The sequence below is a fragment of the Amycolatopsis sp. 2-15 genome, from assembly GCF_030285625.1.
Classification (GTDB): domain Bacteria; phylum Actinomycetota; class Actinomycetes; order Mycobacteriales; family Pseudonocardiaceae; genus Amycolatopsis; species Amycolatopsis carbonis.
Window position 1 is genome coordinate 2,110,274 of sequence record NZ_CP127294.1, and the last position, 18,264, is coordinate 2,128,537.

Consider the following 18,264-nt stretch of genomic DNA (forward strand, 5'->3'; position numbering starts at 1 on the left):
CGCGCGGGGCTGCCGCTGACGATGAGGTGGCCAAGTCAGCACGAGTGACGGGTGGTGGATCGTGGAACGAGCTGGACAGCTGCACGTCGTGGGCCTCGGGGGCACCGTGCGCCCCGGATCGTCGAGTGAGCAGTCGCTGCGGATCGCGTTGCGGCACGCGGAAGAGCTGGGCGCAACCACACACGCGTTCGCCGGGGCTTCGTTGGCCCAGCTGCCGATGTACGCGCCGGGCGGTGACGGCGGCGCGGTGGCGCGCGAACTCGTCGAACACCTGCGCCGGGCCGACGGGGTGATCATCGCGTCGCCCGGGTACCACGGGTCGATGTCGGGGCTGGTCAAGAACGCCCTGGACTACGTGGAGGACATGCGCGAGGACCCGTTGTCCTACCTCGCCGACCGGGCCGTCGGGCTGGTCGTGGCGGCGCACGGGTGGCAGGCGGGAGTGACGACGCTGGGGGCGCTGCGGTCGGTGGTGCACGCGTTGCGTGGCTGGGTCACGCCGTACGGCGCGGTGGTGAACTCGCTGGAGGCGCACTTCGCGGACGGTGCTTGTGACCAGCCGCGCGTGGTCCAGCAGCTGCACCTGGTGGCCGACGAGGTGGTGCGGTTCGCGGGTTTCGTCGCCGGGGCGCGGGTCGCCTGATGGAGCTCTCGTTCGAGCCCCTGACGCCACTGTCCTATCTGGACCGTGCGGCCGCGGCGCATGGTTCTCGCGTCGCGGTGGTCGACGGTGCTTCTCGGTGGACGTATGCGGAGCTGCACGACCGGTGTCGCCGGTTGGCGGGGGTGCTGGCGCCGTTGGCCGGCGGGCGTCCGGTGGCGGTGCTGGCGCCGAACACGCACGTGCTGCTGGAGGCCAACTTCGGCGTGCCGTGGGCGGGAGTGCCGCTGGTGGCGGTGAACACGCGGCTGTCGGCGCGTGAGGTGGCGTACCTCCTGGAGCACTCCGAGGCGTCGGTGCTGGTGCACGATCCGGTGTTCGACCCGCTGGTGGACGAGGTGCTGTCGAGTGTCGGCGGGGTGCGGCGGATCCGGGCCGGGGAGGAGTACGAGGCGTTGCTCGCGGCCGCTGCCCCGCTGGCGCTGACACCCGATGACGAGCGGGCGGTGCTGTCGATCAACTACACGTCCGGCACCACCGGCCGGCCGAAAGGCGTGGTGTACCACCACCGCGGCGCGTACCTGCAGGCGTTGGCGATGGTGGGTCACGTCGGATTGTCACCATCTTCTGTGCATTTGTGGACACTCCCGATGTTCCACTGCAACGGCTGGTGTTTCCCGTGGGCCGTCACAGCAGCGGCGGCGACGCACGTGTGCCTGCCGAAGGTCGAGCCCGCCGAGGTGTGGCGCCTGATCCGCGAGGAGGGTGTCACCCACCTCAACGGCGCGCCGACGGTGTTGTCGATGTTGGCGTACGCCCAGGAAGCTGTGCGGGTCACACCAACGGTGCGCGTCGCGACCGGCGGCGCACCACCGTCGCCGGCGATCCTGCGGCGCATGGGTGAGCTGGGGTTCGACGTGACGCACCTGTACGGGCTCACGGAAACCTTCGGCCCGGCGATGATCTGCGACTGGCGTCCGGAGTGGAACGATCTCGACGCGCCGGCGCAGGCGCGGATGAAGGCGCGGCAGGGCGTGGGGAACATGATCGCCTGCGTCGTGCGGGTGATCGGGGCCGACGGGGTGGACGTGCCCGCCGACGGCAGGACGGTCGGCGAGATCGCGTTGCGGGGCAACAACGTGATGCTCGGTTACTTCAAAGACCCCGAGGCCACGCGCGCGGCGGCGCCCGACGGTTGGTTCCGCACCGGTGACCTGGGCGTTCTGCATCCCGACGGGTACGTGGAACTACGCGACCGCAGCAAGGACGTGATCATCTCCGGCGGCGAGAACATCGCGTCCGTCGAGGTGGAGCAGGCGATCGCCGACCACCCGGCCGTGCTGGAGGTCGCGGTGGTCGCCGCGCCGCACGAGCACTGGGGCGAGGTGCCGGCGGCGTACGTGACGCTGCACGCGGACGCGTCGGCGACGGAGGAGGAGATCGTGGCCCACGTGCGGTCGCGGCTGGCGCGGTTCAAGGCGCCGAAGTCGGTGGAGTTCGGTGAGCTGCCGAAGACGTCGACGGGGAAGGTGCAGAAGTTCGTGCTGCGGGAGCGGGCGCGGCGGGATCCGGCATGAGCCGGTAGAGCTGCAGGGCGACCTGCAGGTCGAGGGTGTTCTCGGGGTCGCGCCAGCCGGCGCTGTCGAGCACGTGGTCGATGCGGTCGAGGCGCTGGTAGAGCGTGTTGACGTGGATGCCCAGCGCGCGGGCCGCGGCGGGTGGGCTCTGGCCGCGGTCGAAGTAGCACTCGACGGTGGCCAGCAGGGACGAGCGGTGTTCGGCGTCGTAGTCGAGCAGCGGGCCGAGGGCGCGGCGGACGACGCGGTGCAGTTGGTCGGGGCCGACGTTGTCGAGGACGACGCCGACCACGCCGAGCTCGTCGAGGCCGGCGCCGCTGCCTTCTCGGCCGAGGGCGAGCAGGAGGCGATGGCAGCGCAAAGCTTGGTGGTAGGTGGTGCGCAGCGCCGGTAGATCGTGGGCCGGGCCGGCGGCTCCGGCGGTGACTGGGGTGACTGGGGTGCTCGCGTCGAGTTCGGCCGCGACGGCCCGGGCGACGGCGCCGGCGTCACACCCGGGAAGGATCAGGACGACGTGACCGTCCACTTCGCTCGCGAGGCCACCACGCCGGGTGGCCGCGCATTCCGCGGCGGTTGTGAGTTCTTGCGCATCGCCTGAGACCACCACGATCACGTGCGGTTCGTTTTCCACCAGGACGGTGAACCTTTTCGCACGCCGCGTGATGGATTCCCAGTCAGGTTCGCGTTCGCCGAGGAGGTCTTCCACCAGTTCGTGGCGTAGGTCTTGCTCGGCTGTTGCCGTCTGGCGTTCGAGAAGTACCAGGAGCGTTGCGGTTTGCGCCGCGCGTTCGAGCGTGCCGAGTTCGGTTTCGGTCAGGGGCTGGGTGCGGCCGAAGTACAGCCGCCCGTGCGTCTCGCCGCCGGCGCGCAGCGGGACGACGGTGCCGGTGTGGAACACGGCCTCGACCGGGATCCCGCCGGGCGCGGTGGCGGCGACGCGGTCGGTGCCGGTCTCGAGGGCGACGGTGCCGTCGAGCAGCCGCGCCATCGTGTCGGCCACTTCGCCGAGGTCGGCGCCCGCGAGCGCGAGTGGCACCAGGAGCTCGTGGGCAGCTCCGGCGAGCTCGAGCGCGTGGCGTTGTTCGGACATCTGCGCGTGGATTTCGCGCAGTTCCTCCGTGGTGCTGCCGAGCTGGCCGAACAGGCGCGCGTTGTCGATCACCACCGACGCGTGGTGTGCGAGCGATGTCAACAAAGCGATGTCGTGTTGATCGAAAGTTCGCTCGTGACGATCGGCTGCGAACAGTGCACCGATCACGCGTTGTCCGAGTTTCATTGGCACACCGGCAATGCTCACCACGCCGTCTTCGCCGACAGCGCTCGCCACCTGGGTTTCGCGGTGGATGCGGGGGTCGGTGAGGTAGTTGGTGGTGGCGAACGGACGTCCGGTCGCGATCACGCGGCCGCCGACGCCCGAGCCGGGCCGTTGGCGCACCGAGCGGATCGGCGCGGTGACCGTGCCGGAGGTGACGCGCATGTAGGCGTCGCCGGTGTCGTCGTCGATGAGGGCGATATAGGTGGAGTCGGTGGCCAGCAGGCGGCGGACGCGGTCGACGATGGCGCTGAGCACCTCGTCGACGTCTCGCAGCGAGGTCAGGTCGCGTGCGGTTTCGTACAGGGCTTGGGTTTCGCGTTCGCGCTGCGCGCGGCGGGCGAGGATGCCGCGGACGGTGCGGGCGTCCGCGATCGCTTGCCGCAACAGGTTCTTCCGGTCGCCTTCGGGAAGCGCCCGGACGTGCGCCTCGACAGCCTCGAAATCAGCGGCCGGCGCCTCTTCGGCGAGCAGGAAGGTGAGATGGGCCAGTACTTCGGCGGGATTGTCTACTGTGGACCTGATGAGCGCATCCGCTGTCATGACACCACCGGGATCTGGTCGATTACGCGCCGCAGCTGCAGGGCGATGCGCAGGGTGAGGGCGCCCGCGGGCTCGCGCCAACGGCGGTGCCCGAGGACCTGGTCGACGCGGTCGAGGCGCTGGTAGACGGTGTTGGCGTGCACCTGCAGCCGGCGCGCGGCGGCGCGGGGGTTCTCGCCGGCGGCGAAGTAGCCGTCGAGGGTTTCGGCCAGCAGGGATCCGTGTTCGTCGTCGTAGGCCAGGATCGCGCCGGCGCTGTCCTCGACGAGGCGGCGGACATGCTCGCGCGAGGCACCGTCGAGGACCAGGCCGAGCACGCCCAGGTCGGCCAGGCTGGCGGCCGTGCCCGCGCGCCCGAGCGCGACGAGCAACCGGTGGCAGCGCTCGGCTTCCCGGTGCAGGCTCCGCACGACGGGCGCGGTCGCGGCGGGCCCCGCCACTCCCGCCGTGACGGTGCCGCCGGTCGCGCGCTCGAGGTGCCTTCGCGTGGCTCTGACGGCGGCCGTCGCGTCGGCACAGGGGAGCAACAGCACGACGTGCCCACCGTGCTCGGTCGCCACACCCCCGTGCGCCCGAACGTAGTCGGCGGCGGCCCTCAGCAGCCGTCGCCTGGTGGTGCCGGTGGCCGACACCACGAGCACCGTCTGCCGCACGGCAAAGTCGATGGCGCCGGACACCTTCGCGCGCCTGCGCAGCGCCGCCCAATCCGGCTCACGTTCGGCAAGCAACTCATCCACCACCTGCCCGCGCACCTGTTGTTCGGCCGCGGACATCTGACGTTCGACCAGCAACAACAACGCCGCCGTCTGCGCCGACCGCTCGAGGATCCGCTTGTCGGTCTCCAACGGCTCCACACGCCCCGCGAACACCAGATGCCCGAACGTCTCACCCCCGGCCCGCACGGGCACCGTCCACGCGCGCCGCCCCAGATCCCGCACCCGGCCAGGCCCGGGCTCATTGGTCTGCCACTCAGGCAGCCCGGGCTTTCCGGTCTCGTCGGCGCGCCCGCCTCGCTCGTTTCCGGATTCCCCGGACAGCGCAGCCGGAGCCGTCAGGCCGTCCGCCACCAGGTGCGTTCCGACGCCCTCCACGGCGAGCGCGGCCGCCTCCCGCGCGTCGCGGCCCTGCCCGCTTCGTCGGCCGATGCCCGGCTCGTCAGGCGGCTGGATGCTGGTCTCCACCACCGTCGCCCCGGCGGCTTCGGCAGCCTTCCGTCCGCTTCGGCCGCGATCTTCGCCGGGCGCGGATTCCGTCCGGGGTGATTGCGGCGATCCGGAGTTCACCGCGGGCGCCGTCCCGGGTGCGACAACGGGCGCGGTAGTGCGGGCGCCTTGGTCTCGGCGATGGTGGGGGGCGGATTCCCTCTGGGGCGGCTCCGGTGAGCTGGTGTTCGCCGGTGGTGTGCCGTCGGGTTTGTCGGCGTGCGCGGTCGAGGGTGTGCGCCGGCCGTGGCGGTGATGGGGTACGTATTCCCGCTGGCGCGGCTCCGGTGGGCCGGTGTTCGCCAATGGTGTGTTGTCGGAGTCGGTGGCGCGTGCGGGCGTCCGCGGCCGGTTCCGGCGGCGGTCTGGGTCGGCCGGGTGTTGCTTCAGGGGTGATTCCGGTGAGCCGGTGTTCGCGGATGGCGTCCAGCCGGGCTCGGGGGCGTGCGCGGGCGTCTTCCGCGCGTTCCGGCCGCGGTCTGGGCCGGGAGCGGATTCCGGCCGGGGTGCTGTCGGCCATCCGGAGGTCGGTGGGGGCGTCCTCCCGGGCGCCACAACGGGCGCGGTAGAGCGGGCGCCTTGGCCTCGGCGATGGTGGGGTGTGGATTCCCTCTGCCCCGGTTCCGGTCGATCGGCCGGAACCGCGGGTGTCCTGCCGAATTCGGCAGCGAGCGCAGGCGCCCTCCGCGCGCTCGGTCGTAAGTTCCGCGGTCGAGCGGGTCCGGGGTCGTCCGGTGGCAGCTCCGGCAGCCGATCCAGCAGCTCCACCGGACCGGCCTTTGCCAGTGGCGTCCCGTCGGGTTCGGCGGCGAGGACCGCACCGTCGAGCGTCTCCGCGACGGCCGCCACCAGTTCGGCCAAGTCGGCGCGGCGCAGGACCATCGCCATCAGCTGTTCGTGGGCCGTCGCTGCCTGTTCGAGGGCTTTGTTGTGGCGGGCGAGCTGGTCGTTGGCGACCGTCAGCTCCTCGGCGGTCGCTTTCGTGGCTGCGAAGAGGCGTGCGTTTTCCAACACGATCGCTGCGTGATCCGCCAGCGAGCCCAGCAGATCGATCTCGGATTGCGCGAATGTTCGCTCGTCGCGGTTGGCTCCGAACAGCACGCCGATCACTTCCGAACCCACCCGCATCGGGACGCCGAGGATGCTCACGATCCCGTCCTCCGCAACGGCCGACGCGACCGAGTGTTTGCGGCGGATCCGGTCGTCGCGCAGGTAGTTGGCGGTGGCGAACGGGCGGCCTTCCTGTGCGACCCAGCCGCCGACGCCGTACCCGGGCGGCTGCCGCAGCGATTCGATGGGCCGCGTGATCGTGCCGAGCGTGACGCGCATGTACGCGTCGCCCGTCTCCGGATCGACGAGCGCCATGTACGCCGCGTCCGTGCCCAGCAGCCGTCGTGCACGGGCGACGATCGCGTCGAGCGCGGCGTCGACCTCGCGCACCGAGGCGAGGTCACTGGCCGTGTCCAGCAGCGCCTGCATCTCCCGCTCGCGGCGCTTGCGGTCGGCGAGCAGCCCGCGGATGCGCGCCGCCCTGGTCAGCGTGAGGGCGACGAGCTCCCCATCACCCTCGCCCGCCAGGTCTTCGCCGAGCCGGTCGAACTCGCCCGTCGCGCCGGTCTCGTCGGCGAGCAGGTGCAGCAGCCTGGCCAGGTCCCGTTCCGTGGTGGTCACACCGCCGTTGGTGTCCATCTCGTCTCCTCGGTGCCTGTTGACATCTTGACCACAGATGTCCGGCCCCGTCGACCAAAAGCCGCTGGATGGCGCAGTGCGTGTGCGTTCACCCACGTCCGATGTGCGGCTCGTGTACATCCTCCCGTTGTCGCGCGACCCGGCGCGGCCGGATGCTCGTGTCTTCGAGAGGACGGTGCCCCTTGGCCACAGCGACCGTGAACGGCGTGACCCTCCACTACGACACCGCAGGAGAAGGCCCGCCGCTGCTGCTCATCGCCGGCCTCGGCGCCAACTCGAGCGCGTGGGCGGGCGCGGTGCCCGAGCTGAGCCGCCGGTTCACCGTGATCACCTTCGACAACCGGGGCGTCGGCCGCAGCGCGGTGCCCCCGGGTCCGTACGCGGTGGACACGCTGGCCGACGACGCGGCCGCGCTGGTGGAGTTCCTGGATCTCGGTCCGGTCGCCGCCGTGGGCTGGTCGTTGGGCGCGTCGGTGCTGCAGTCGATGCTCATCCGCCACGGCTCGATCCTGTCGAAAGCCGTGCTACTCAACGGTTTCCCGTCGTACACCCCCATCCAGCTCGCGTGGCTCGACGCCGGCCTCGCCCTGCGCCGCGCCAACGTCGACCCGCTGGCCGTCGGCGTGATCGGCATGGCCTGGGCCTTCACCGCCCGCGTGTTGTCGGACCACGAAACCCTTGCGAATCAGGCGAAACTGGCCGCGGACGACCCGTACCCGACGTCGCTGGCGGGCTTCGAAGCGCAAGCCGCGGGCCTGCGCGTCTACGACTCCCGCCCGGACCTTCCGTCGGCGCTGACCCCGACTCTCGTGCTGGCCGGCGCCGAAGACGTCCTGACGCCCGTGTCGCAGTCGGTGGAAATGGCCTCGCTGCTGCCGAACGCGTCGCTGCGCGTCCTGCCCCGCGGCGGCCACGCCATGCTCCTGGAGTACCCGGACGACACTCTCGCCGCGATCACGGACTACCTGGGCTGATGAGCCTCATTGCCGATCTGGACGTCGGAGCACTCGCGGCCCTGAGCCGCGGCGAACCGGTGCGGCTCGACGACTGCGTGGTCCTCTCGGCCGAGCTGGTGACCACGGCGTCGATGGCCTTCCTCATCCGCTATACCAGCGGTTTCGCCTGTGTCGCCCTCCCGCGCGAGCGGCTGCGTGCCCTGCGCATTCCGCTGCTCCCCGCCGACGACACCGACTGCCCGCCGTTCGCGGTCTCCGTGGACGCCGCCGACGGCACCACCACCGGCATCTCCGCTCACGATCGTGCCCTGACCGCGCGAACCCTCGCGGCCCCGGCCACGACGTGGACCGACCTCACCCGGCCCGGCCACGTCGTTCCGATCCTGGCCCGTCCCGGCTGCACGGGCGTGGCGGAAGCGGCTGTGGAGCTGTGCCGTCGAGCCGGCCTTGCTGCGGCGGCCGTGCTGGCCGCGGTCGAGAGCGACGAGCCGGCACTCGCCGGCCTGCCGAGGGTCTCGGCAGCGGAGGTGTTCTGACTTCGCGCAGGTCAGGCCGTGAAGTCGACCTCCTCGGTGGACACCGTGCCGGCCTTCCGGCCGGGTGCCGTGTGGTGGTTCCAGTACAGGTTTGTGTGCGCGATGACTTTGTCGGGCGTCGGCGCGCCGTACTCGGAGAGGTCTTCGGTGGTGTGCGCGTCGCCGACCAGGGTGGCGTCGTACCCGCGCGCGATGGCGCCGTGGAGTGTCGAGCGGATGCACTCGTCGGTCTGCGCGCCCGAGACGAACAGGCGCCCGATCCCGCGCTCGGCCAGCACGGACTCGAGGTCGGTCTCCTCGAACGAATCGGCGTACGCCTTCTGCACCAACGCTTCCGAGTCGTGCCTGACGAGCTCCGGCACGTACCGCCACGTCTCGCTGTCGCGGGGCATCCCGTCGCTGTTGTGCTGCACCCACACCACGTCGACGTCGGCGGCGCGCGCCTTGTCCACGAGCGCACCGATGTTCGAGACCACCTTGTCGCGTTCGTGGGCGTGGTCGACCACGCCGTTCTGCACGTCGATCACGAGCAGGCCGGTCTTCGGGCGGTTGACGAGCGTGGTCATGGCGCCTCCTCCGTTCGGTTGGGTCGATGGTATGTCTTCGGTCCGACAGTTTCGGGCGAAAACGTGGAGGACGCATGCTGCGCTGGGGAATCATGGGTACGGGCGGCATCGCAGGTGCCTTCGCGGAGGACCTGCAGCTCACTGATTCCGGCGTGGTCGCCGCCGTCGGCTCGCGCAGCCGGGAGACCGCCGACGCGTTCGCCGACCGCCTCGGCATCCCGACCCGCCACGGCAGCTACGAGGACCTGGCCGCGGACCCGGACGTCGACGTCGTCTACGTCGCCACCCCGCACCCGATGCACCACGACAACGCGATGCTCGCACTGTCCGCCGGCAAGCCGGTGCTGGTGGAGAAGCCGTTCACGATGAACGCCGACGAGGCCCGTTCGCTGGTCTCCTTCGCCCGTGAACGCGGACTGTTCCTCATGGAAGCGATGTGGACGCGCTTCCTGCCGCACATCCACCACGTGCGCAGCCTGCTCCCGGAGCTCGGCGACCTCGTCACCGTCTCCGCCGACCACGGCCAGTGGTTCGCCGAGGACGCCGACTTCCGCCTCTTCGCCCCGGCCCTCGGTGGCGGCGCGCTGCTCGACCTGGGCGTTTACCCGGTTTCGTTCGCGTCGATGATCCTCGGGACGCCCTCGCGCGTGGCCTCGATCGTCTCGCCGGCCTTCACCGGCGTCGACGCGCAGACGTCCATGCTCTTCGGCTACGACAGCGGCGCCCACGCGGTCCTCAACTGCGCCCTCCGCGCCGCCTCACCCACCACGGCCTCCATCGTCGGCACCGAAGCCCGCCTGGACATCGAAGGCGCCTTCTACGCCCCGGCCTCCTTCACCATCACCCCACGCGGCGGCGCCCCCGTCCGCCACACCCACACCGATCCCGGCCGCGGCCTCCGCCACCAGGCCGACGAGGTCGCCCGCCTCCTCGCGGCCGGCGCGCTGGAAAGCCCGCTGATGCCGCTCGACGAAACCATCTCGATCATGGCGACGATGGACGAGGTGATCGCTCAAGCCGGCTGACGGCCGCCGGTCTCGGGGCTATCCGCCGGCCCAGGTGGCGGGTAGCCCGTCCGCGAAGTGCGGTAGCCCGGGTTCGGGGCTCGGGTGGCAGCCGGCGACCACTTGTTGCGATTTCGTCTTCAGCCGGAACCTGCTGTCGGGTTGAGGCTCGGCCACCGGACCGCATCGGGTGTGGGCGGTCCAGATTGCTGCTGCGGGTGATTGGCTGTCCGCGGTGCATCGGTGCGTGTCGGCCGTGCTTGGCCGTCCGAGGTTGTCTCCGGGTTCTGCCTCGAGAATTCGCTTGCCCGCGCGACTGGGCCCCGGATCAGCGGCAATCCAGCTCCTCGCGAGCCTGCCGCGCGACGGCCGCCCGGAGTTCCTCCATGCGCGCGTTCTCGGGCAGGAGGTCGCCGTGGTAGTGGGGGAGAGGTCGTTGAAGCTTCCCGCCGCACCGCGGAACAGCCCGAGCAACGACCTCAGCGCACGTCGCCGTTCGAGCCGGGTCTGTGCCTGCACGAGCCGTTCGTGGTGCGTCCGGAGGAACGTCGTCGCGCCCGGGTCGTGCGGCCGGAGGACCTCGGCCGGCTCGGCGAGGTCGTTCAGCGGCTGATCGGCCACGCCACTCCTCGTCGCCGGGCCTTCGCCGCGAAGACCAGCCAGGATGATCGCAACCGTCCCGTGTCCGGGGTTGAGTAGTGCTACGGATCCGATCACCGCCACCCATCCCCGACCCTGACCGCATGACCACGGACGCCGCCACGCTGCACCGCCTCGCCGACGCCCTCGACGACCTCGGCCGGCACATCACCGTCGTCGGCACCGAACTCCGCGCCGCCGGGGCCCCCGGCACGTCGACCACGGACCCGGCCACGCAGGGTGGGCCGGTAAACCCGCTGGTCAAGCCCACTCCCCAGCCGCCAGTGCCGCTGGGCCGGCCAGTGGCGCCCGCCGAGGCTCCGCAGGCCGAGGCTGTACAGGACTCAAGCCAGCCGCACCCTCCGTCGGCCGCTGTGCAGCCGCAGGCCAGCGTGCAGCCGGCCGCACCAGCGCACCTCACCGGTGCGAACGAAGGCGACCTACCGGCGCACCTCACCGGCGCCAGCCAGCAGCCAGCTCCGCATCGTGGCCAGCACGACGCCCCGTCGGCCACCGACCCCGCTTCGCAGCCGACTCAGGCTGCAGCCGCGAGCCCGGCAGGCTCGACGGAATCCCACGCAGGCGCGGACCCGGTGCACCCCGCGTCGGGCCGGCACCCGCGACAGCCCACCAGCCTGCCTGAGGCAGGTCCGAACCAGACCTCGCCCGTGGCAGGTGGCCAGCCGCAAGCTCAGCCCAGTCCGCAGCAGCCCGGTGGCCAGCAGCCGCAGGCTCAGCCCGCCTCACCCCAAGCAGCTCCGCAGCCGACCCATCAAGCCGGAGCGCACCAGCCGCCCCAGGCGGGGCCGCAGCCACTGCGCGCCGAGGGCGGCGCGGGTCAGGCGTTGCCTCAGGTGGGTGGCGAGGAGCCGCAGAGCCAAGCTGGAGTGGACCAGTCGCTGCAGGCGGGGCCGCAGCCACTGCGCGCCGAGGGCGGCGCGGGTCAGGCGTTGCCTCAGGTGGGTGGCGAGCAGTCGCAGAGCCAAGCTGGAGTGGACCAGCCGCTGCAGGCGGGGCCGCAGCCACTGCACGCCGAGGGCGGCGCGGGTCAGGCGTTGCCTCAGGTGGGTGGCGAGCAGTCGCAGAGCCAAGCTGGAGTGGACCAGCCGCCCCAGGCAGGGCCGCAGCCGACTCACCCCCAGGCCGGCCCGCAGCCGTACTCGCCCCACGGCCCCGCCTACCAGCCCTACCCCGGCCCCTACGCCTACCCGATGCCGCCCGCGCCCCAGCCGTACGCACGGCAGCCCTACCCCCAGACCAACCCCTTTCCGCCCTACACCCCGTCGCCCACACTGAGTGAGCGGCTCGGCAAGGAGGGCGCCGGGTCGCGGTTGCTCGCGTGGGTCGGTGGGGCCGTGACGTTGCTGGGTGTCGTGCTGCTGCTCGTGCTCGCGGTGCAGCGCGGATGGCTGGGGCCGTTGCCGCGGGTGCTCGTCGGGGCCGTGTTCGGTGCGGCGCTCGTCGGTGCGGGGGCGTGGCTGCATCGCAAGCCGGCCGCGCGCACCGGTGCGTTCGCCCTTGCCGCGACAGGGATCGCGACGCTCTACCTCGATGCGATAGCCGCCACCTCCCTGTATGAGTTCCTGCCCATCCTCGCGGGCCTCGCCGTCGGGCTCGTGACCGCGGTGGGCGGGCTGTTGCTCGCCGTCATGTGGAATTCCCCTCTGCTCGCCAGTTCCGTCGTCGTCGCGTGCGGCGTGTGCGCACCCGTGATCACCCAGGGCTTCACGCCGGAACTCATGACCTTCTTGCTCATCATCCAGATCGCGACGGTGCCCGTCCAGTTGCGACGGTCGTGGTGGTCCCTTTCGCTCACTTCGGCGATTCCGCCCTTGACAGCGTCGCTGATCGGCACCGTCTTGCACACGCAGAGCACCGCCGTCGCGATTGTCACCGGTGCCGTGAGTGTCGCGCTTTCGCTGATCATGTTGCACCGCAAGGAAAACGAACCGACCTTGCTGGCCGTGCTCGCCGTCGCGCCGTTGCCCGTGTTGGCCGCCGCAGTGGTGCTTCCGAAGACGCAGGCGGCACTTTTGGCGGGCGCGGTGGCGGTTGTCCTTGTCGCGACATGGCCGTTCGTGCGCGGTCAAGCCGGGACTGTCGCGGGCGTCGCCGGCCTCGTCGCCGCGCTGCAGGCCACCGTCACGGAATTCGACGGGGGCGCGGTTCTGCTCGGCGAAGCGGTGGCGCTCGCGTTCGCCGCTCGCTACACGAAAAACCGTTTCGCGCTGGGGGGTTCGCTGGCGTTCGCGGTGATCGGTGGGCTTGTGGCGATCGTTGTGGACGTGACACCCGCGCTCCTCGTCGTCCCGCGCCTGCACCTGACCGCGGACCTGCGCGCCGCACTCGCCGCGGCCGCGCTCATGCTGGGCGCCGCGATCGCGTTGACCTGGGCTGCCGTGCGCCTCGAAGTTCTCAAGCCCAGCAAGCTTTTGCCGTGGCTTCCCGGCGGCCTCGCGGCCCTCTACGGCGCCGCCGGCCTGGTCCTGTGCGCGGCACTGCTGGCGGTTCCCGGCCGGTCCGGTTTCCTGCTGGGCCACGCGTTGATCACCGTCTCCTGGACGGTCGCCGCCCTCATCATGCTTCTCCGCGGTATCGCTGTCGTCGCGCTTCGCGTGGTGGGTCTCGTGCTGGTTGCCGCAGCCGTCGCGAAGCTGGTGCTGTTCGACCTCGCGGCGCTCGACGGTCTCGCCCGAGTGGGTGCATTTCTCGGCGCCGGTCTCGTTCTTTTGCTTGCAGGGAGCCGATATGCGCGGATGGTCGCCTCGCGCTAGCGGAAACTGTCGGTGGGTTGTGGTTCTCTTGATCTCACCACTTCCGAGGGGAGACCGAAGATGACGTACACACCCGATCCGAACCTGATCAAGCGCGCCGGCGAGCCCGTGGGCTGGCTGACCACCATCACCCCGACGGGGCGTCCCGCCCCACGCCCGGTGTGGTTTGTCCTCGACGAAAACGACATTCTGGTGTTCAGCCAGCCGGACACCGCCAAGCTCCGCCACATCGCCGGCAGCCCGGAGGCAAGCTTCCACCTCAACAGCGACGAAAACGGCGGCAGCATCCTCGTCGTCAACGGCCGCGCCCACGTCGACGAGGGCAAACCCTCCGAAGCACCGGGCTACCTCGACAAGTACGAGTCGTCCTACGCCGGCGTCGGATACGCCGACGCGGCCGCGTTCGACGCGTCGTTCTCGGTGCGCGTCCGCATCGTCCCGGAGCGCTCTTGGGGGTTCTAGGTCAGAATCCGACGTCCAGGCAGGCCAGCCGGGCGCCCGCGGTTCCGGCGTGACCGGGGTCGGTGTGCGTGTGGGTTTCGTGGATCACCACGGAGTGTGCGCGTCGTGAGCCGAACGTCCAGTCCACAATGGACTTGGCGTGACCCGTGCCGAAGCGGTCGGTGGTGAAGTCGAGCCAGATCTCGTTGCGCGGGTTCGCGTAGGCGGGGTCGACCGACGGCTTCACCGGGTCCGGCGTGTGCTGGAAGTGCGGGCCGGCGTCGTCGCCGGTGGGGCCGCACGCGTTCGCGTGGGCGTGGGCGCCGTACTGGTGGTTCGGCAGCAGGCCGGTGACCACGAGCGCGGTGGTGGTGCCGGTGGCGTGCGCCGAGGTGCCGAACACGTGGGCCTGCGCGCCGCCCGGGACGAGGTCGGTGCGATAGGTCACGGCGTGGGCGCCCGGGACGTATCCGGTGAAGGTGCCGTGCGCGGAGGTGAAGTGCACCGGGGTTGCCGCTTCGGCGGTGGCACCGGAGAGGCCGGCCAAGCCGGCGACGAGAGCAGCGGAAAGGAGTGTGGGAGCGATTCGCATGGTCACTCTCTAGCCAGCGCGCGGACTGCGACGCCATGGGCGCCACCCGAACGTGTGAGCAGTTCCCCCGTCGTGGGCGGCGCCGGGTGAATCCTCCACGGCCCGGTCGGCCCGGCTCGCGGGGAGGGCGGGGTCTGGTGGTCGGGCTTAGTGTTTCGGCACGAAGCCGACCCTGGAGCCACCCGATGACTGACCCCGACGAACAGCGCCGAGCCAACCCGTCCTCCGCCGACCCCGCAGGAGCCGTATTCCGCCGCGGGGAACGCCTCGGTTCGACCACCGACGGTGCACCGCCGGTGGAGGCCGACGAGGTCATCGACGACGTCGACATGGAGCACACCGGGGAGACGCGCAACCAGAAGCTGCAGCGCAACGTCGGTGAGCTGCTTCAGGAGCTGCGCGTCGCGCAGGCCGGGGTGCAGATCCTGTTCGGGTTCCTGCTGGCGGTCGTGTTCACCGATCGGTTCCAGGCGACCAATGGGCTCGAGAAGGTGCTGCACCTGGTCGCGGTGCTGCTGGCGGTCGCCGCCACGGCGCTGCTCACCGCGCCCGCGGCGTGGCATCGCCTGCTGTTCCGCACGGGCCGCCGCGACGAGATCCTGCGCGTTGGCAATCGCGTTGTGCTCGCCGGCTTGGGCTGCCTCGCCGGGGCGGTCACGCTGACGGTCGCCCTCATCGCGAAGGTCGTCTACGGCACCGCCGCCCTCATCGCCGCGGGAGGCTTCACGGTCCTGCTGTTCGGCTTGCTGTGGTTCGTCGTCCCCCTCCGCCTCCCCAAGGACGACCCGATCGCCGCCAACCCGCCCCGGCCCGACCGCGACCGGCAGGGCTGACCGGCCGACGAACCGCGCCCGCCGGCTGGACGGATCGCTCGCTCGCTGCGGTGGGTCTCCGACGTTGGCAGGGCCGGCCGGCCGACGAACCGCGACTGCCGGCTGGACGGATCACTCGCTCGCTGCGGTGGGTCTCCGACGTTGGCGGGTCGGCACGGCGAGACGTTGTGGCCGCTGGGCTGTGCCGCGGGACCGCCGACACGGGCGTGAGCGGGGTGTGGGACTGCTCGCGCGGGTGGGCGCCGCTACGGGACCGCTTGTGCCGCTTGCGGGCAGCGTGGTCCGACCCCGCGCGGGGTGGGGACCGCTTGTGCCGCCCGCAGGCGGCGTGGTCCCACCGTGCGCGGGCGCTGGGTTGCGCCGCGGGACCGCCGACCCGGGCGTGAGCGGGGTGCCGGAACTGCTCACGCGGGTGGGCGCCGCTACGGGACCGCTTGTGCCGCCTGCGGGCAGCGTGGTCCCACCGCGCGCGCGGGCGCGGTGGGACCGCCGCTGCCGCTGTTGCTGCGATCGGCTGCCCGCGGTCACCAGCTGGCGCGACCTGGCGACTTGGGCAGCAGGTGAGCGAGGTGGGACCGCTAGCGTCGCCGCCAAGCTGGCGGTCTGCTCGCGTCGCGAGTCGGCGCGATCGGATCGCTTGCGCTGCAGCTGGAGGCGCGACGGGACTGCTCGTGTTTCCGGGGCGATCTGGTGGGCCCCTCGTGCCGAAGTGCCGACGTGGCGGGTCCGATTGCGCAACTGCAGGTGGGCGTGGCGGGACCGTTCGTGCTGTTGGGCCGACGGCGTGGGGGCTGCGCAGGCGACGAGCCGGTGCGACGGGGCCGTTGGCGCGACCGAGCCGGCGCGACGTCGCCCGCGCCGCCGGGCCTGTGCGTGGGGACCGCCCGCGCCGCCGAGCCTGTGCGTGGGGACCGCCCGCGCCGCCGAGCCTGTGCGAGGGGACCGTTCGCACCAACGTGCCGGCGCAACGGGACCGTTCGCGCCAACTCGGCCGCAGCGCCGTGTGCGCCGGCCGCAGCGCCCATCGGGCCGGTGCGCGAAGGGGCCGTCGTGCTCAAGAAATTGCGCGACCGGACCCCCACGCGCTGCGCAAAGGTGCTGTTCATCGGTGCGTCGGGCGGTGTTGCCGTGGGTGTCGGGGGTTTGCGTAGCTTCCGGCGGGTGACTGACTCCTCCCGCCGGACCTTCCTGCGCGGCGCCGGGCTGCTCGGTGCCGGTGCTGCGGTGGCCGCGATCCCCGCTGTCGTCAGACCGTCCGAAGCCCAAGCCGAAAGCGACCAAGCTGCTGGGAAGGCTTACGGTGCCGACACCGAGAGCCCCGGTTCACGTTCGCCGTCATGCCCGACACGCAGTATCTCTTCGACGAGGATCGAGGTGATGCCGCGCCCGTGGACGCGTCGTTGGAGTACGTGCTGGGGCGCCAGGCTGACAATGTTGTCTTCCTCGCCCACCTCGGCGACCTCACTCAGAACGGCCAGGTCGGCGAGTTCGCGGGCATCAGCCGGTCGTTCCAAGCGCTCGACCGGCGCCGCTTCCCGTACAGCACGCTTGCCGGCAACCACGACATCAACGCGTCCACCGACGACCAGCGTGGGCGCACCCCGTACCTCGATGCGTTCGGCCCGCAGCGGCAGAAGAACTCGCCGACGTTCCGCGGCGCAACCAAGGATGGCTGCAACACCTACCACGTGTTCCGCGCCGCCAGCCGCGAGTGGCTGGTGCTCGCGATGGACTGGCGGCCCTCGAAAGCGAGCTTCGACTGGGCGAAGCAGGTGCTCGCGCAGCACCCGCACACGCCGGCCATCCTCACGATCCACGAGCTCGTCGACAGCGACGAGCACGGCCAGCCGTTCCTCTCCGGCTTCGGCCAGCAGGTCTGGGACGACTTCGTCAACGAGAGCGACCAGATCTTCCTCACCCTCAACGGGCACTTCTGGCCCCCGAGCCGCCTGGTGAAGCAGAACGCCGCCGGTCACGAAGTGCACCTGCACCTCACGAACTGCCAGGACCGCTACTACGGCGGCAGCGCGATGATCCGCCTCTACCAGTTCGACCTGGCCCGCGGTGTGATCGACGTCCGCACGCTCTCGCCGTGGCTCGAGAAGCAGCGCGACCTGACCGAGCTGCAGCGCATCGAGGTCGAGCGCAGCACCGACGTCGACTATTTCAGCCTCGAGATCGACTTCGCCCAGCGCTTCGCCGGCTTCGCGCCGATCCCCGTGCCGCCGGCGCGGCCCGTTCGGCAGGTGCTCGTGCCGGGCACCGTCGCGTACTGGCGGTTCGAGGGCGGCAAGGACGGCGCGCCCGTGACCGCCGACGTCAAGGACCTCAGCGGCCACGGAAACAACCTCCGCCGTTTGACGATGCCCGGCAGCGGACCGGAGGCGCTGACTTACGCCAGCGAGTTCGCGCCGCGTCAGCCCTCGCGCGGCAGCCTGCGCTTTTACGGCGGCAAGAACCCCGGCCACGGCGCCTACCTGCAGACCGTGGACCAGGCGCCGATGAACACCGCGACCTTCTCGCACGGCTACACCGTGGAGGCCTTCATCCAGCTGCCCGCCGACTTCCGCGACGGCAACCACGGCTGGTGCGGCATCTTCGGCCGCGCCAACCCCGGCGGCCAGGCCGGCAAGACGGGCGACGACCCCAGCGAGCCCGCCGCCACACTGTCCCTTTCGGACGGTGCCGAGCTGCAGTGGGCCGTGTTCCCGCTCAACCAGAACGGCATCTCCACCAACTGGGGCCACGAGCTGCCGCTGGCCAAGTGGTGGCACGTGGCCGTGGTCAACGACGGCAAGCACACCACCATCTACGTCGACGGCTGCCCCCTGCTGCGCAACCCGAAGACCCCCGCCAACGGCCTGGCCAACCCGGGCGGCGGCTGGTTCGTGGGCGCGTATGCCTACGACAGCAAGGTGGAGCAGGGCTTCTACGGCCTGCTCGGCGACGTGCGCGTGGTGGACCGCGCCCTGCCCGTCCGCGATTTCCTGCTCGGCTGA

14 protein-coding genes and 1 pseudogene are annotated in these 18,264 nt (G+C 71.3%); 10 read left to right on the plus strand and 5 right to left on the minus strand.

Annotated elements, in window-relative coordinates:
* The first annotated feature begins 61 nt into the window (after positions 1–61).
* Complete coding sequence (locus tag QRX50_RS10315; protein ID WP_285971731.1) at positions 62–643, plus strand: NADPH-dependent FMN reductase; 582 nt, start codon at positions 62–64, stop codon at positions 641–643.
* The gene (locus QRX50_RS10320; protein WP_285971732.1) at positions 643–2,178 is read left to right on the plus strand and encodes an AMP-binding protein; all 1,536 of its coding nucleotides are present in this window, start codon (positions 643–645) and stop codon (positions 2,176–2,178) included. Before QRX50_RS10315 ends, QRX50_RS10320 begins: the two co-directional genes overlap by 1 nt.
* On the opposite strand, the gene QRX50_RS10325 is transcribed toward QRX50_RS10320, so the two are convergent.
* Both QRX50_RS10325 and QRX50_RS10330 read right to left on the minus strand, forming a co-directional pair.
* Positions 2,075–4,033 carry a helix-turn-helix domain-containing protein gene (locus QRX50_RS10325; RefSeq protein WP_285971733.1) on the minus strand — a complete coding sequence of 653 codons (1,959 nt, stop codon included), beginning with the start codon at positions 4,031–4,033 and terminating at the stop codon, positions 2,075–2,077. The two genes, QRX50_RS10320 and QRX50_RS10325, sit on opposite strands and share 104 nt — an antisense overlap.
* Complete coding sequence (locus tag QRX50_RS10330) at positions 4,030–6,924, minus strand: GAF domain-containing protein (protein WP_285971734.1); 2,895 nt, start codon at positions 6,922–6,924, stop codon at positions 4,030–4,032. Before QRX50_RS10330 ends, QRX50_RS10325 begins: the two co-directional genes overlap by 4 nt.
* Positions 6,925–7,106: 182 nt before the next feature.
* Here QRX50_RS10330 and QRX50_RS10335 point away from each other — a divergent pair, with 182 nt between their 5' ends.
* Positions 7,107–7,898, plus strand: a complete 792-nt coding sequence (locus QRX50_RS10335) for an alpha/beta fold hydrolase (protein WP_285971735.1) — start codon at positions 7,107–7,109, stop codon at positions 7,896–7,898.
* Complete coding sequence (locus QRX50_RS10340) at positions 7,898–8,416, plus strand: 3,4-dihydroxy-2-butanone-4-phosphate synthase (protein ID WP_285971736.1); 519 nt, start codon at positions 7,898–7,900, stop codon at positions 8,414–8,416. The genes QRX50_RS10335 and QRX50_RS10340 overlap by 1 nt, the downstream gene beginning before the upstream one ends.
* A gap of 11 nt (positions 8,417–8,427) precedes the next feature.
* Here QRX50_RS10340 and QRX50_RS10345 read toward each other — a convergent pair whose 3' ends face one another.
* On the minus strand, positions 8,428–8,982 hold the full coding sequence (locus tag QRX50_RS10345; RefSeq protein ID WP_285971737.1) for an isochorismatase family protein: 555 nt from the start codon (positions 8,980–8,982) through the stop codon (positions 8,428–8,430).
* A 74-nt stretch (positions 8,983–9,056) separates the two neighbouring features.
* On the opposite strand from QRX50_RS10345, the gene QRX50_RS10350 reads away from it, so the two are divergent.
* Entirely contained in the window at positions 9,057–10,007 is a 951-nt protein-coding gene (locus tag QRX50_RS10350) for a Gfo/Idh/MocA family protein (RefSeq protein ID WP_285971738.1), read from the plus strand.
* Positions 10,008–10,514: 507 nt separating this feature from the next.
* A complete protein-coding gene (locus tag QRX50_RS10355) occupies positions 10,515–10,685 on the plus strand; it encodes a hypothetical protein (RefSeq protein ID WP_285971739.1) in 171 nt (56 codons plus the stop codon).
* A 683-nt stretch (positions 10,686–11,368) separates the two neighbouring features.
* On the opposite strand, the gene QRX50_RS10360 is transcribed toward QRX50_RS10355, so the two are convergent.
* Entirely contained in the window at positions 11,369–11,794 is a 426-nt protein-coding gene (locus QRX50_RS10360; protein ID WP_285974791.1) for a hypothetical protein, read from the minus strand.
* A 186-nt stretch (positions 11,795–11,980) separates the two neighbouring features.
* Between QRX50_RS10360 and QRX50_RS10365 the strand changes: the two genes are divergently transcribed.
* Both QRX50_RS10365 and QRX50_RS10370 read left to right on the plus strand, forming a co-directional pair.
* Positions 11,981–13,399, plus strand: coding sequence for a DUF2339 domain-containing protein (locus QRX50_RS10365; RefSeq protein ID WP_434533253.1), 1,419 nt, complete (start codon positions 11,981–11,983; stop codon positions 13,397–13,399).
* A gap of 60 nt (positions 13,400–13,459) precedes the next feature.
* On the plus strand, positions 13,460–13,861 hold the full coding sequence (locus tag QRX50_RS10370) for a pyridoxamine 5'-phosphate oxidase family protein (protein ID WP_285971740.1): 402 nt from the start codon (positions 13,460–13,462) through the stop codon (positions 13,859–13,861).
* Between the two features lies 1 nt (position 13,862).
* On the opposite strand, the gene QRX50_RS10375 is transcribed toward QRX50_RS10370, so the two are convergent.
* Complete coding sequence (locus QRX50_RS10375; protein ID WP_285971741.1) at positions 13,863–14,432, minus strand: superoxide dismutase; 570 nt, start codon at positions 14,430–14,432, stop codon at positions 13,863–13,865.
* A gap of 329 nt (positions 14,433–14,761) precedes the next feature.
* Here QRX50_RS10375 and QRX50_RS10380 point away from each other — a divergent pair, with 329 nt between their 5' ends.
* Positions 14,762–15,265, plus strand: coding sequence for a DUF6328 family protein (locus QRX50_RS10380; protein ID WP_285974417.1), 504 nt, complete (start codon positions 14,762–14,764; stop codon positions 15,263–15,265).
* A 1,161-nt stretch (positions 15,266–16,426) separates the two neighbouring features.
* A pseudogene (locus QRX50_RS10385) lies at positions 16,427–18,264 on the plus strand (LamG-like jellyroll fold domain-containing protein).

Coding starts and splice junctions, on each gene's coding strand:
- QRX50_RS10320 (WP_285971732.1), top strand. CDS start 643: ATGGAGCTCTCGTTCGAGCCCCTGACGCCACTGTCCTATCTGGACCGT.
- QRX50_RS10325 (WP_285971733.1), bottom strand. CDS start 4,033: ATGACAGCGGATGCGCTCATCAGGTCCACAGTAGACAATCCCGCCGAA.
- QRX50_RS10330 (WP_285971734.1), bottom strand. CDS start 6,924: ATGGACACCAACGGCGGTGTGACCACCACGGAACGGGACCTGGCCAGG.
- QRX50_RS10340 (WP_285971736.1), top strand. CDS start 7,898: ATGAGCCTCATTGCCGATCTGGACGTCGGAGCACTCGCGGCCCTGAGC.
- QRX50_RS10345 (WP_285971737.1), bottom strand. CDS start 8,982: ATGACCACGCTCGTCAACCGCCCGAAGACCGGCCTGCTCGTGATCGAC.
- QRX50_RS10350 (WP_285971738.1), top strand. CDS start 9,057: ATGCTGCGCTGGGGAATCATGGGTACGGGCGGCATCGCAGGTGCCTTC.
- QRX50_RS10370 (WP_285971740.1), top strand. CDS start 13,460: ATGACGTACACACCCGATCCGAACCTGATCAAGCGCGCCGGCGAGCCC.
- QRX50_RS10375 (WP_285971741.1), bottom strand. CDS start 14,432: ATGCGAATCGCTCCCACACTCCTTTCCGCTGCTCTCGTCGCCGGCTTG.
- QRX50_RS10380 (WP_285974417.1), top strand. CDS start 14,762: ATGGAGCACACCGGGGAGACGCGCAACCAGAAGCTGCAGCGCAACGTC.